This is a genomic window from Chitinophaga sp. CCNWYY40, from assembly GCF_037483205.1.
Taxonomy (GTDB): Bacteria; Bacteroidota; Bacteroidia; order Chitinophagales; family Chitinophagaceae; genus Chitinophaga; species Chitinophaga ginsengisegetis.
Genome location: NZ_JBBHLF010000006.1, coordinates 324,989 through 337,203 on the forward strand (window position 1 = coordinate 324,989; position 12,215 = coordinate 337,203).

Sequence of the window (12,215 nt, forward strand, 5' to 3'; positions counted from 1 at the left end):
ATCTTAGTTTTCCAATACTAACCGAATCCCACCTTTTCCTGTTCTTACCTTTTCTATTGCTTCATTCACCTGGGAGAATGGCATAACATCCACTGCGCTCCCAATATTATGCTCTGCGGCAAAATCAAGCATATCTATCATGTTCCTGCGACTACCCACATAATTTCCGTAAATAGTTCGTTGAGCATAATCATATAGCAAGCCAAGGTTAATGGGCTGCTTCTCCAAAGGTGTAGCCACTATACAAAATTTCCCCTGTGGTTTGAGGATTTTCAGAAAACCCTCCAGGTCATACGGTACATTTAATGTAGAGATAATAAAATCAAATTTCTTATTAATCGCTGTAAGATTATTGGGGTTTGAGGTAAGCACAAATTCAGCGCCCAACTGATTAATCATCTCCTTTTTTTCGGGGGAATGAGAAAAGGCATAAACCTGATGTCCCATCTTATTTAAAAACTGGATCGCCAGGTGACCCAGGCCACCAGCTCCCAGAACGCCAACAACGGAATTGGCAGGCAGCTGTGCTTTCATAATTCCTGAATACACGGTGAGGCCGGACGACAGCAAAGGAACTGAACCTACCTGATGCAGTGCCGGCGGTAGTTTGAATGCAAACCTGTTATCGGCCACAATATATTCAGCCAAACCACCATAGCAATGCACACCAATTACTTTCTGCTGCGTACAAAATTGCTCGTTACCTGCTTTGCAAAACTCACACTCAAAACAAGCCTCCTGCTGATAGCCAATTCCAACGCGATCGCCCACTTTTAAGCCGGTTACATTTTCGCCGGTTTCTTCCACAATTCCCACAATTTCATGTCCCGGAACAAGTGGAAACTTTGTATCGCCCCAATCATCACTTATGAATTGAACATCCCCCCTTGCAATAGCGCAATAAATAATTTTAACCCTCACCTCATTGGCGCCGACATTTCTTTCATAGTAAAATGGCTCCGCTTTTCCACCTTTCTCCTTAATTCCAAATGCTTTGATTTTCATAAATAGACCGGTGAATTTATAGATTTCTGATGTCTGTTGCTACCAGGTTAAGATCGTTTCCGAGTTGATGCCCTCCGGTTTCAATTTCTCGGAAAGTTGCCCCCGGGAGTTTATGCCTGTATGATGTAAAATGGTTAAACGGGACCTCTTCATCGTCCCGGCAATGGTAAAAGAAGATACGACTATTTTTTGGAAGATTTTCAGGGAAATCCTCCTGAAGTTTCAATCCCTGTACCCATTCCGCTTTACCACTCCAAAATGGCGTGGATACCAGGAAAATTCCGGCTGGCCTTTTCGGGCTTTCATTTTCAGCGAGGTATTTCAGCAGCAGTGATGCACCTAATGAATGTGCCACCAAAATAACATCGTTTCCGAGGTTGCCAATTTCTTCACCTATTTGCTTCATCCAACCAAAATCGGGAGCAGCATCATCCGTTTGCATTTGGGGATAGATTACCTGATAATCCTCTCCTAAGTCCTGTTGCAGGGATGCAACCAACTTTGCGTCTGCTTCGTAACCACCGTCGCCCCCGCCTTGTATAAAAAGTACTTGTTTTCTCATATCTTGTTATTCATCAATAAATCAGATCAGAATTGGCGTTTATCAACTTAACTGACTCTATGAATGAGTCTGAAACAAAGGTATACTCAGTGGTTCCATATCTTTTAAAAACCGCGGGCTGACTTCTCACAAATCCAATATTATGACTATTAATAAGGAAATCAGAGAACGCAATGAAGGTTTTATCATCACTGCCGTTGTACTCTTCAAGGATCCTTTCAAGTGGCCAGATTGAGAACATGTTTTCTCTCCAGTCATAATCTGAAAATCCATTTACCTGTGTATATAACTCTTTAAACTCTTCGGGGAATGAAAAATCCATTGCCATTTCTACCTCAGCAATTAAGCCAGGAGATGCGGCAGGATTCAGTTTTATCTTTTCATTCTTCCATTGCTGCAAAATATCAATAATACTATTTTTCATATTTCGATACATGATTGAATCCTGGGGCCAATAGGGTTGCGGGCAACGCTCAAATATACGAAGTGATTTCTGCTAAACACGCCGATATTTTTTAATTACGTATTTTATAACTTTATCGATTGTATTTTATTGTCATTTTTAAAGAGCAAATGTTAGTTCTTCGCCTTGCTGAGAATTGGGCTTCTATAAGTTTCAGATTATAATTTACTATTACAAAACGCACCAATTTCTTATCTTTATTAGGATAATCCCATATCACAAATAAACCCCAAAACTTATGGAAGCTCCCAATATGGAAAGCCCTGCTCCCCTGCCTAAAACGAACCGGCCGGAGTAGTAAATAACGAGGCATTTGCTGCGGTATTCTCCGGTGCTATTATTGTGCTTTTCTTAAGTTACGGATTCGTCTGCGGTTACCTGGTTATGCGGATTGTACTGACTGAAATTTTCAGTGACTAGTGGCTTTGTATCGTGGTCCCTGTATCTCAAAGGCAAAAGTTCACTACCTTTATTTCAACAGACACTCATTTTTAATGACAAATCATCCTGTCAACCCTTATATGGTAGAAACATGGCTTAAAGGCTGGTCAGCCGCACGGGAATTACCTGCACCAGACCGGGAAAATGGTGTACTCTTTGTAAACGTTGGTTGGCCTCAGCAAGCCATGCGTTATGTTTTTCCCAGCCCAACAGACCAATTGAAATATCTGGCAGAAACAATTGTTGATCCCTGGGTTTTCCTCAAAGTCTGCGCTAAACCAGAAATTGTGACCGGATTACTACCTCCGCGTTGGGTTATTCAGGCTCCCGCTTTTATGATGACCTGTAACGCTCCAATGACATCACCGGGAACAGCATTACCAAAGGGTTACATCCTTGATATCAATAAGGAAGCAACAGTTCCTATTGTTAGAATATTCACACCCGAACATGCAGAGGCTGCAGTTGGCCGCGTGGTTTTCGTTGATGGCTTCGCCATATATGACAGGATTGAAACCCATCCGGATCACCGGAGAAAAGGGCTTGGAAGTATAGTGATGAAAACACTGGAAGCGCTGGGAACAGCGCGTGGAATAAAGAAAGGAATACTCGTAGCCACGATAGAGGGCAAAGCACTATATGAAAAACTTGGCTGGGAGGTGTATTCTCCTTATACTACAGCCGTAATTCCCGGAATAATTGAATAAGATCTGCAGACATGCCTTAATTAGCCTCAGATGGCTTTAAAAGAACTTAAACATCCCTGCCACCTTGATTGCTAATATACCGCATCTATTTTTTCCTCTTTAGGCTTTTCCTTCACCGAATTAAACTCCTGGAACCCTTCATAGGCATCAATAATACTGAGTTTGGGCCGACCAATAAAACCACCAGGAGCAATTGAACATTTCACGAAGTATGCTTTTCCCGGCTGGATGTTTATTGACACCTCATCGCGTGATTCTGTTCGTGCAGATATTCTGGCTAGACCGGCTTTATTAACTTTAATAAGATACCTGGAACTGTTTCTTATGCGGCATATTATTGAATCATCCAAAAATACATTATATGGAATGGACGAACCCATATCCGGGCGATATACGTACAATAAAGCGTAGGTAACGGTTTCCGGAAGCAATATGCGCATCATTGAATCGAAAGCCTTTATTCGGCCGGTCATTACGCCAGCGATATCAGGATGGTAATAAACCTCTCCCGATAAGCGGTAGCAGGAATTAAACACATCAGGAGGCTTTATCTCCCTGATCTTAATGATGTTGCCGCCTGCTTTTATGGCCTGGGATTTCGCCTGCTCCAATGTTTGCTCATATCCGCAGTCGATTTTAAAAACACCATCGGTTACTTTTATCTTACCAATCTTCCTGGCGCCATCCGGCAGAACATCTTCCTTATTGATAATTAAGACACCTGTAGTATCCGGGAAAGTGCTGCCATTGGCATGTAAGTAAATGTTCAGCAGGAGCAGCAAGGCAACTACTGATTTTGAATATAATTTCATTTGTATAGGCATCGAACTAATGGGTATTCCGGCTTTTGTATGAGAGCGCAATATTAGAAATTTATGCGCAGTTTTTTGCTTTTAACCGGATAAATTCTTATTTCAGTGTACAGGTTAGTGTTCCATAACCAAGTTGATCGTACCCACCACTGTTAGGTCCGTAATTTCCGCCGCCGCCCTCTGGTCGTACTTTTTGGGCAAACCGCGCGCAATTTGGAGCAGCCAATCCTTTACGGTTTACATAATGATTATACACCAGCTCCCAAACAGGGCGGGTATTTCCCCGGCTGCCACTGCTGATGACATTCTGCACCACGCCAACGCAATTGGTATAAGGTTTAAAGGCAACGGAGTCGCCTAGATTGTACGCAGCTACATACTCTGCACCTTTTAAGAAGCGGTTATTGTCGTAACCATACATATCGTCGCCCTGATTCCAGGCCATTTCGCAAAAGGTGCCCATTAAGCCTATGCCAAGAGTGGTGTGGCCCTGATCACGGCCGCTTTCCTGCCATTGTCCCAGACCATCCGGGTGAATAAAGTAAATGGCATTTGCAATGGCACCGTTACCTGCCCCATATTTAAAATAGCTGATCGCTTCATTATAGATGTCCCGGTCATCGCACAATACGCCGGTAGCCAGGATGGAATTCATGACACATAGGTCCCAGTTTGCATAGAAATGGCTCATACACCTCTCCTTTCTCGTCAGGAAAGCATGATTCATAGGATAAAAAACGTTCAGCATCATTTTCTGGAACCGGGAGAAGTCCGCCGGCGCCCAACCCTCGTACGTTCTCATAATTTCCGCCGCGTTGGCAAACTGATAGCCATACAATCCCGCGGCCAGGTTCGCGTCGTTGTTACCACCGATTCTCTTTAGTCTCGCCGACCATGCGTTCATGATTTGTATCGACTTGTCGGCATATTCCTTATCTCCCGAGATCTTCCACCTTAATGCCGTAGCATAGGCCGCAGCAATATCGTTATACAGCTGACCGTAGTTTTCACGATGGATGCCGTCACTGCCCCGGTAAACTGTATCCGCCGGATTGGGTTGCCAACTGAGCGCACTGTGTGAATTGGTGATCAGCTTATTCCAGCCTGATAGCCAGGGCTCCGCTCCTGCACCCACTTTACTTTTCATGCGGTCAAAATCCGACTGTTTATGTAATAATCCCGGGTGCACAAAAATAGTATCGTGATTGTTCAATGCCACCTTTTCTGTTGCATTGGTCATTTCTTTTCTACATGCTGTTGCCATGAAAAATAAAAATATTCCTCCAACAGTGCATAGTCTCATAGCGTTCATCGGTTTTTCAATTGTATAATTGTCAAAATTACAATAAATATATCTATAAGTAACGTAGCTTTCCTGTTGATATTTTCCAGGAATATTTTTTTATGGAGAAGCAAAGTAAGTCGCTGTTGCCGCTATAGCTGAAGCATTATCGCCTTCTAATAGTTCTTCAGATTAATTTATATCTTAAAATCATTGCGAGAGAAAATAACGCTATTCAGAAATCAATAGGTAATCGCTACTTTTAGGCTGGAAATACGCATACGTTAACAAAAGATAATACCCAAAAAACAATGACAAAAATTGACCCGATAATAGCAGTAAAAGATGTTGAAGCCAGCTCAGTGTGGTATCAACAGGTATTTGATTTCAGAAGAATACACGGTGGAAATGAGTTTGCTGTTTTAGTGTCGGAAAATGATGAAATTGTACTCTGTCTTCACAAATGGGGAGAACATCATCATCCTACAATGACTAATCCAGCCATCCCTCAGGGAAATGGGTTAATACTTTACTTCAGGACAAAAAATATGGAGGCTATACGGGCTAAGGTTGAAAAAACAGGCAGTGTTATCGAAGAGGATATTCACTTAAATCCAAACTCATTAAGAAAAGAATTTTCGCTCCGGGACCCGGATGGATATTATTTAATAGTAACTGAGTTTCACAAATATGAAGGTTGAATACCCATCATAAACGTAAAATATCATTTCAACGATACAATGTTATTCCGGATGGCATATAACACCAGGCCGGTAACATTACGTGAACCCGTTTTCTGCAGCAGGTTATTCCGGTGTCCATTAACTGTTTTTACACTAATAAAAAGTTCCTGCGCAATCTCCTCTGCGGTATATTGTCTGCATACCAGCTGCAATATCTCTTCCTCTCTTTTGGTAATGGACAGGTTCTGCGGCTTGCTCCTGACAGCTCTCACCGTTCTTAGCTGCAACGCCTTCAACGCGCGTTCATTGATATAAGATCCCTTAGTATGCACGGCGATAATGGCTTCCTGTACTTCCTGTGGCGCACTGTCTTTCACCAGGTAACCATGCGCACCGCATTGGATCAACTGGTTAATGAAATTCTCATCATCATGGACCGACAGGATAAGGATCTTCATTTCAGGATAGGTATCTGCGAGCGCCTGGGTAACATGTTGACCGCTGTATTCCTTGTCGCCATCCGGCGGCAGTGAGAGGTCGACCAGCATTACGTCCGGGAGAACAGCGGCCTGGCGTAATTTATCCGGCACGGAGTAACCATCCGCAGATTCAAATATCACCTTCATATCCTGCCAGGTGTTGATAATGGCTTTCATGCCTTCTCTGAAAAGAACCTGGTCTTCCACCAATCCTATGTTGATCTCTTTTTTCATATAGTAAGTATTATGCAGATAATATTAATCGGACAATGGCGTAGTATCCGCCTGATTCCTGGTTGCCCATTTCCAGTTTTCCGCCGAGTGCATTCACCCGGCCTTCAATATTCTTAAGCCCCAGCCCCTTGCCGGCATTGCCATCTGGCAGTCCTCTCCCATCGTCCGTATAATAACATACCAGTTCCTGACCATGCCGTAAAAGATCTATTCTTATCGATCTGGCGCCAGCGTGTTTAAGCGTATTGTTGATCATTTCCATGATGATGCGGAACAAGCCGAGGTTTACCAGCCAGGGCAGGTCGTCCATGCGGGCTTCACAACCCAGTTCGATCTTTATTTCACCGGCCTTGTTGACCTGCTCCGTTACCGACTCAAGCGCGGCCTTCAGCCCGAAAGATTCCAGCTGCGGCGGCATCAGGCGGTGGCTGATACTTCTCACACTTCCCAGCGCCGTTTCCGACAGTTGACGAACATACTGCAAGGACTCCTGCAATTGCTTCGTGCCATCAGCACTTTGTTGTTCAAGTACCATAAGATGCATGCGCATAATAGACATCACCGCTCCCAGTTCATCGTGCAGGTCTTGCGCAATACGCTTGCGCTCTTCTTCCTGCGCCTGAATATTCGAGCGAAGCAGGTCGTGTTGATAGATATTCTTCAATGCCTCCTGCCTGAGTTTCTGCATCGACAAATTCTTTTGGAAATGCAGGTTCAGGAACACTACCCCGGCACCAATGATGAACACAATAACCGCCAGTGGCAGCAATGCATTTAAAAAACTCAGGTCTTTGATCGCTTCCATAAGCCAATAAAAAAACAAGTGTACATGACAATGGAAAAGAATGAATGAAATATCCAGGCGTACAAATTCAAGCTCCTGCTGAAAGCCGTAATAACAGCACCAGAATAAAAAATCAATATGCTGGAAGAGTAATAGATGAACAGTCCTGAATTGATCCAGTTAAGGCTTTTGATATTCCGGCCACTCGTTTCTTTTACAATATCACTCAGAAAAAACCGGTAAGTGAATAATGCCAGGATCACAATGAGAATAGCCTCCACCGTTAATGCGATAGAGTTGAAAGTGTGAATAGGCTGAATGAACAGGGTGTTGATTATTGTAAAGAGCAGGAATAATATAGCGATGCACCATATTACTCCTGCATCTATGAATCCATTGAGCAATGTGCTATAGAACCATGCCAGGCAAAGGAAACCTGCCGCCACATATATATGCAGCAACGGCATGTTGTTTTTGCTGACGAACCAGAAAGCCAGGGAAATAAACTGGATGATACCCGACAGGAAAATAAACCATGAGAACACTTTCAGCTCACGGGGCAATTTGCTATAGTACACAGCAGCATACGTTACTGTGAATAAAATAGGTACATGTGATAGCAGTATGATCGTTTCTGAAAAGCTCATATATCAACGGTGTTCTTTAAGGGGACCCGGCTCCGGGCAGGTATTCGGACATGGGGCGTTGAGATCCAGTACGTACTTGTCGTAAGCAGCGATGCCCGTTGAATCGATATTTGCGAGGATGGGGTTTGCGTCTTTGTCGAGTATTACGTCGGTACCCGCGTTCCACTTGGCAGGGTCCTTTCCTTTCATGCAGGCATTATCCACCGGTACAACGTACAGCTTGAACCCTACCTTGTCCTGAAAACCCAGGTATACCCGGATATGTTTGAACCTGCATATAGATGAATCGGCGAGTTCCGGTGGCAGGCCCATGGCAGCCAGGAGGTCCACCGCACGGATGGTATAGGCTTCTATCGGCTCGGCGCCTTTCCAGTGGAGACGGCAAAGACTGTCGTATGATTGAATACGCTGACGGGCCGTTACAAGGTTCACCAATACACGGCCAACACTGTCTGTGACCTGGTTGCAATCATTTTTGGTGGCGGGTCCCGGTTTGGCTGTGCCGGCGGACGGCTGATTTTTGCATCCCACGGCGAGCCCCACCAATAGGAGAAGAGAAAAGAGGTGCTGCTTCATTTTAAGTGTTTTTTATAGGATTTGGTTAATAGTGCATAACAAAGATGCTGTAATGTAATTACAAAAAATGGAGCTGATACCCCGGGCTTCTCAAAAACAGGTATAAATACCTGCTTCTTTTCTCAAAACAGACAATAATACCTGTTTTCATAAAGGCATGTGATTACTTAGTACCGAACATACATTTGGAGGATTAAAGAAAAAACAAATAAATTTGCGGCAAAAAACATGGAAACCCTGGCAAACAAAATCGGTATAGAAGAAGAAAAACAGCTCATCCTGCTTACTCTTAATAATTATCTTCAAGGACGTCCGGTACTGGACATTGAAAGGCTCCGGGCGGCGTTTCACCCTGATGCGTACATCAGGACCATCATAGAAGGAAAGTTAGTTCAGTGGACATTACCGCAATACCTGGACCTGGTTGCCCAGGCAACATTACAGGAATGCCAACCCGAACTCCTTTCATATACCTGGGATGGAGATACCGGGTCGGCACACGTGCAATTAAGTTTTGCCACCTTTCGGTTCATTGACCGGTTTAACCTGATAAAGTTAGACGGGAAATGGCTGATCATGGATAAGGTCTCCTATCGACAGGAATTATCGTGAGTGGAAGTTGAGTAATTTACCAATGTGTCGCCCGAACAGTGCAACGAAGCAATGCTGGCATTAAGAGACAGCATTGAAATCTGGGGGGGGGAAATGGAAACTGATGATTTTCCGGGAAAATGTTGTCTAAAGAATTGAAAGATCTGGAAATGAATAAGCTTGTCAGCCGTACCGTACACAATACAAAACCGGTTATGGTAGAATATACTATGAATATGGCAAGTCCTTCGTTCCTGTAGCAGAACAATTATTGCAATGGGGTTTATCCCATCGTAAAATTATAAAGAAAGGTAGTTTGGATTAGCATCATCTCCCGTATCCGGATTAAGCCGATTGACCAGCAACGTTCCTTCTGTATCGTCGTGATTTTACTTCTCGTATTTATCACTAAATAAAATCATGAATGCTTTGTATACTCCTATTGCAAACAAGAGTAACGCCGTAAGAAACAAACCAATATATTGTGCCACCCACCCTATCAAAATGGCAACAATATGAATCTTCCCGTTATATGGCTCGAATACCTTGCCCGAATATACATAAACTGCAAATGCCCCGAAAATGCCAATCCAAAGTATTGCATACAGGATATCAAGCGGCTTTTTACTCATTTTGTTAAACTTCAACATAATTTTGGTTTTTAACGGCGCTAATAACTAAACAGGCCAATAATAGCGGCACTTTTCACACTAATATTTTCACATCAAAAATAGATGAGCCATGATTCAATTCATGCATCCGTTTTATATTCGAAAGTTATAAGCCGATATTCGCCCAAAATTTGGTCATATTCGAAAGAATAAAAATGGGGAGACAATTTCCAGAAATAGCAGCGAAATTATGTCCGCCCAATTTTGTATGTTTCTTACGGATTTTCTTTATTTTTAGACGAAAACAGCCAAATGACATGCCCGAAGTAGACAAACCAGACTTCTGACCGACTACCGGTATACTACCATCGTTGTCCGGTTGTCCCCATCGTTTCAACTTAAAGATGCAGTCAAACTGACCATTGAAATATTCCATTTCACCCCCTGATTTATCGAACTGACGGTTGTGGCCTCCTGAGAATATCAATTTTTCCGTAAGTTTAACAATGAATAAAAATGAGCACCGTATTTGCTGGTACAGTTCCCTGCTGATCGCCCTGATGGTAAACTCACCAAAACTTTTAGCTTTGCGTGAAAATGGGCTCATGGCCAGGTACTGGCATTTTAATCCTTCTGAGCTTTTATTCCAGTTTGCATTTAACCTGCTTTTTTGTGTTCTTCTTTTCAGCGTTAATCTCCGCAGGGGAAAATGGCTGTCATCTTACCGGGAAAAGGAAAAGTATTTACTCTACACTGTTTTCAACTTCCTTGCATTTTGTGTTTTATTGATTACCGGCACAGTATTACAACGGTTGTTTTTCCCGGGTCTCCAATTGACCCGCCTGATGTTCTCAGGTTCTTTCTTTCGACTGGGCCTGAGTGCAATATTGACAGCCATCATCGTTAAGATCATTTTGCTGATGCGCAATTCCAGGAGCATAACAGCTGAAAATCAGCAATTGAAAAATGCTTATCTGGCCTCGGAGTTACAATTACTAAAAGAGCAGATGAACCCGCATTTCCTGTTCAATTCCCTGAGCAGCCTTTCGGCAATAGTCCGTGAAAATCCCGAACAGGCTCAAAAATACATCCGTGATATGTCTGCTGTTTTTCGTTATGCACTGGTAGGTTCCCATACGGATCTGGTCCCCCTTACCGATGAACTGACAATGCTCAGATCATTTGCAAAACTTATTTCAATGCGGCTGGAAAATGCGTTTGAGCTCACAATCAATATAGCCGATGTGTACCTGCCGGTTAAAATACCTCATCTATCGTTGCAGCCCCTGCTTGAAAATGCAGTCAAGCATAATGCAGCAACAACTGAAAGGCCATTACGGGTACAAATTGAAGTAAAGGATGGTCAGCTTATTTTCAGTAACAGCCTTTGGGAAATACCAACACCGGAAGCGAGCAATGGAATGGGCCTTGCCAACCTGAATGAACGTTTCAGGATCATGATTCACCATGAAATTGAAATCAGCCGGTCAGATACACATTTTATCGTAAAACTCCCTTTAAAACAATGACAAATATCCGTATAGTGGTCGTGGAGGATGAATCAGCGACTGCACGCAGCCTGATCCAAATCTTAAATGAAACAGATGAACATATCACTGTTGTTAAAACATTGGGTGACGTGTCCGGTGCAGTGACATGGTTCAATGACCATCCTGGCTTCTATGATCTGATCTTTATGGATATCCGTCTGGCCGACGGCCTTTCGTTTGATATTTTCAAACAGACAACGATATCCCGTCCCGTTATTTTCGTGACAGCCTTCAACGATTACGCGATTACTGCCTTCAAGAACAATGGCATCGACTACATTCTCAAACCATTTGACCCCGATGAGATCAAAAGCGCCCTGGACAAGTATAAAAACCTGACCGGTGCTGTTGAAAAACCAGGTGGGCCGGTGCTGGCTGAACTATTGGCGCAACTTGGCAATCTGACCAGGTCTTATAAAAAATCCTTCCTGGTACACTACCGGGATAAATTGATCCCATTGGAAACATCTAAAATAGCCTGGTTCTATACAGCAAATGAAGTGGTCCATCTCCGCACCAGCGATGACAAACAATATGTCGTAGAGTCAACCATGGAGCAGTTGGAACAACAACTGGACCCAACATTATTTCTGAGGGTAAGCCGCCAGTTTATCCTCAATCGTAACGCTGTCACCGAAGCCGAGTTTTATTTCAACGGGCGTTTACTGGTCAAGGTAAAACCGCAGCCGAACGAACATATTATTGTCAGTAAAGCCAGGTCTGCTGAATTTAAAAAATGGATGAACAGCTAGGTCAGTTCATCCCCTGATTTTTCTATTTCACCGGGT

At 43.3% G+C, this 12,215-nt stretch carries 17 protein-coding genes; 6 read left to right on the top strand and 11 right to left on the bottom strand.

The genetic code is table 11. The features are described 5' to 3' along the window. Nucleotides 1-3: 3 nt before the first annotated feature. From V7S65_RS24125 to V7S65_RS24135, 3 genes are read right to left on the bottom strand one after another with little or no spacing between them, the layout of a single operon-like run. Nucleotides 4-1,005 carry an NAD(P)-dependent alcohol dehydrogenase gene (locus V7S65_RS24125; RefSeq protein WP_336388070.1) on the bottom strand — a complete coding sequence of 334 codons (1,002 nt, stop codon included), beginning with the start codon at nt 1,003-1,005 and terminating at the stop codon, nt 4-6. A 16-nt stretch (nt 1,006-1,021) separates the two neighbouring features. After that, nucleotides 1,022-1,567 (bottom strand): alpha/beta hydrolase, encoded by a 546-nt coding sequence (locus V7S65_RS24130; RefSeq protein ID WP_336388071.1) that lies wholly within the window; start codon nt 1,565-1,567, stop codon nt 1,022-1,024. A gap of 13 nt (nt 1,568-1,580) precedes the next feature. Continuing rightward, on the bottom strand, nt 1,581-1,991 hold the full coding sequence (locus tag V7S65_RS24135) for an SMI1/KNR4 family protein (protein WP_336388073.1): 411 nt from the start codon (nt 1,989-1,991) through the stop codon (nt 1,581-1,583). Between the two features lie 560 nt (nt 1,992-2,551). On the opposite strand from V7S65_RS24135, the gene V7S65_RS24140 reads away from it, so the two are divergent. Beyond that, on the top strand, nt 2,552-3,178 hold the full coding sequence (locus V7S65_RS24140) for a GNAT family N-acetyltransferase (protein ID WP_339546532.1): 627 nt from the start codon (nt 2,552-2,554) through the stop codon (nt 3,176-3,178). A gap of 71 nt (nt 3,179-3,249) precedes the next feature. Here V7S65_RS24140 and V7S65_RS24145 read toward each other — a convergent pair whose 3' ends face one another. Next, a complete protein-coding gene (locus V7S65_RS24145; protein ID WP_336388075.1) occupies nt 3,250-3,990 on the bottom strand; it encodes a hypothetical protein in 741 nt (246 codons plus the stop codon). 97 nt (nt 3,991-4,087) lie between these two features. After that, nucleotides 4,088-5,254 (bottom strand): alginate lyase family protein, encoded by a 1,167-nt coding sequence (locus V7S65_RS24150; protein ID WP_200817372.1) that lies wholly within the window; start codon nt 5,252-5,254, stop codon nt 4,088-4,090. Nucleotides 5,255-5,583: 329 nt separating this feature from the next. On the opposite strand from V7S65_RS24150, the gene V7S65_RS24155 reads away from it, so the two are divergent. After that, entirely contained in the window at nt 5,584-5,973 is a 390-nt protein-coding gene (locus V7S65_RS24155; protein WP_336388076.1) for a VOC family protein, read from the top strand. 23 nt (nt 5,974-5,996) lie between these two features. Here the strand turns inward: V7S65_RS24155 and V7S65_RS24160 are convergent, their stop codons facing one another. The 4 genes from V7S65_RS24160 to V7S65_RS24175 are packed head-to-tail and all read right to left on the bottom strand — an operon-like array spanning nt 5,997 to nt 8,675. Next, nucleotides 5,997-6,668, bottom strand: coding sequence for a response regulator transcription factor (locus tag V7S65_RS24160; RefSeq protein WP_111579223.1), 672 nt, complete (start codon nt 6,666-6,668; stop codon nt 5,997-5,999). A 10-nt stretch (nt 6,669-6,678) separates the two neighbouring features. Beyond that, nucleotides 6,679-7,473: a histidine kinase gene (locus V7S65_RS24165; RefSeq protein ID WP_111579222.1), complete on the bottom strand. Its 795-nt coding sequence runs from the start codon at nt 7,471-7,473 to the stop codon at nt 6,679-6,681. Next, nucleotides 7,452-8,099, bottom strand: a complete 648-nt coding sequence (locus V7S65_RS24170) for a hypothetical protein (protein ID WP_111579221.1) — start codon at nt 8,097-8,099, stop codon at nt 7,452-7,454. The genes V7S65_RS24165 and V7S65_RS24170 overlap by 22 nt, the downstream gene beginning before the upstream one ends. Before the next feature lie 3 nt (nt 8,100-8,102). Next, nucleotides 8,103-8,675, bottom strand: a complete 573-nt coding sequence (locus V7S65_RS24175) for a hypothetical protein (protein WP_336388077.1) — start codon at nt 8,673-8,675, stop codon at nt 8,103-8,105. A 228-nt stretch (nt 8,676-8,903) separates the two neighbouring features. Here V7S65_RS24175 and V7S65_RS24180 point away from each other — a divergent pair, with 228 nt between their 5' ends. Further along, complete coding sequence (locus tag V7S65_RS24180) at nt 8,904-9,287, top strand: nuclear transport factor 2 family protein (protein ID WP_079472608.1); 384 nt, start codon at nt 8,904-8,906, stop codon at nt 9,285-9,287. 149 nt (nt 9,288-9,436) lie between these two features. Further along, complete coding sequence (locus V7S65_RS24185) at nt 9,437-9,526, top strand: hypothetical protein (RefSeq protein WP_336388078.1); 90 nt, start codon at nt 9,437-9,439, stop codon at nt 9,524-9,526. Nucleotides 9,527-9,655: 129 nt separating this feature from the next. On the opposite strand, the gene V7S65_RS24190 is transcribed toward V7S65_RS24185, so the two are convergent. Further along, on the bottom strand, nt 9,656-9,916 hold the full coding sequence (locus V7S65_RS24190) for a hypothetical protein (RefSeq protein ID WP_079472606.1): 261 nt from the start codon (nt 9,914-9,916) through the stop codon (nt 9,656-9,658). A gap of 127 nt (nt 9,917-10,043) precedes the next feature. After that, nucleotides 10,044-10,484, bottom strand: a complete 441-nt coding sequence (locus tag V7S65_RS24195; protein WP_336388079.1) for a hypothetical protein — start codon at nt 10,482-10,484, stop codon at nt 10,044-10,046. On the opposite strand from V7S65_RS24195, the gene V7S65_RS24200 reads away from it, so the two are divergent. Together V7S65_RS24200 and V7S65_RS24205 are read left to right on the top strand one after the other, a co-directional pair. Next, on the top strand, nt 10,483-11,406 hold the full coding sequence (locus V7S65_RS24200; protein ID WP_336388080.1) for a sensor histidine kinase: 924 nt from the start codon (nt 10,483-10,485) through the stop codon (nt 11,404-11,406). The two genes, V7S65_RS24195 and V7S65_RS24200, sit on opposite strands and share 2 nt — an antisense overlap. Then, nucleotides 11,403-12,179, top strand: coding sequence for a LytR/AlgR family response regulator transcription factor (locus tag V7S65_RS24205; RefSeq protein ID WP_079472603.1), 777 nt, complete (start codon nt 11,403-11,405; stop codon nt 12,177-12,179). Before V7S65_RS24200 ends, V7S65_RS24205 begins: the two co-directional genes overlap by 4 nt. The last annotated feature ends 36 nt before the right edge of the window (nt 12,180-12,215 follow it).

Bases quoted from the DNA above. Each gene is read 5' to 3' on its own strand.
- V7S65_RS24125 (WP_336388070.1), bottom strand. From the start codon at position 1,005: ATGAAAATCAAAGCATTTGGAATTAAGGAGAAAGGTGGAAAAGCGGAG.
- V7S65_RS24130 (WP_336388071.1), bottom strand. From the start codon at position 1,567: ATGAGAAAACAAGTACTTTTTATACAAGGCGGGGGCGACGGTGGTTAC.
- V7S65_RS24135 (WP_336388073.1), bottom strand. From the start codon at position 1,991: ATGAAAAATAGTATTATTGATATTTTGCAGCAATGGAAGAATGAAAAG.
- V7S65_RS24140 (WP_339546532.1), top strand. From the start codon at position 2,552: ATGGTAGAAACATGGCTTAAAGGCTGGTCAGCCGCACGGGAATTACCT.
- V7S65_RS24145 (WP_336388075.1), bottom strand. From the start codon at position 3,990: ATGAAATTATATTCAAAATCAGTAGTTGCCTTGCTGCTCCTGCTGAAC.
- V7S65_RS24150 (WP_200817372.1), bottom strand. From the start codon at position 5,254: ATGGCAACAGCATGTAGAAAAGAAATGACCAATGCAACAGAAAAGGTG.
- V7S65_RS24155 (WP_336388076.1), top strand. From the start codon at position 5,584: ATGACAAAAATTGACCCGATAATAGCAGTAAAAGATGTTGAAGCCAGC.
- V7S65_RS24160 (WP_111579223.1), bottom strand. From the start codon at position 6,668: ATGAAAAAAGAGATCAACATAGGATTGGTGGAAGACCAGGTTCTTTTC.
- V7S65_RS24165 (WP_111579222.1), bottom strand. From the start codon at position 7,473: ATGGAAGCGATCAAAGACCTGAGTTTTTTAAATGCATTGCTGCCACTG.
- V7S65_RS24170 (WP_111579221.1), bottom strand. From the start codon at position 8,099: ATGAGCTTTTCAGAAACGATCATACTGCTATCACATGTACCTATTTTA.
- V7S65_RS24175 (WP_336388077.1), bottom strand. From the start codon at position 8,675: ATGAAGCAGCACCTCTTTTCTCTTCTCCTATTGGTGGGGCTCGCCGTG.
- V7S65_RS24180 (WP_079472608.1), top strand. From the start codon at position 8,904: ATGGAAACCCTGGCAAACAAAATCGGTATAGAAGAAGAAAAACAGCTC.
- V7S65_RS24185 (WP_336388078.1), top strand. From the start codon at position 9,437: ATGAATAAGCTTGTCAGCCGTACCGTACACAATACAAAACCGGTTATG.
- V7S65_RS24190 (WP_079472606.1), bottom strand. From the start codon at position 9,916: ATGTTGAAGTTTAACAAAATGAGTAAAAAGCCGCTTGATATCCTGTAT.
- V7S65_RS24200 (WP_336388080.1), top strand. From the start codon at position 10,483: ATGGCCAGGTACTGGCATTTTAATCCTTCTGAGCTTTTATTCCAGTTT.
- V7S65_RS24195 (WP_336388079.1), bottom strand. From the start codon at position 10,484: ATGAGCCCATTTTCACGCAAAGCTAAAAGTTTTGGTGAGTTTACCATC.
- V7S65_RS24205 (WP_079472603.1), top strand. From the start codon at position 11,403: ATGACAAATATCCGTATAGTGGTCGTGGAGGATGAATCAGCGACTGCA.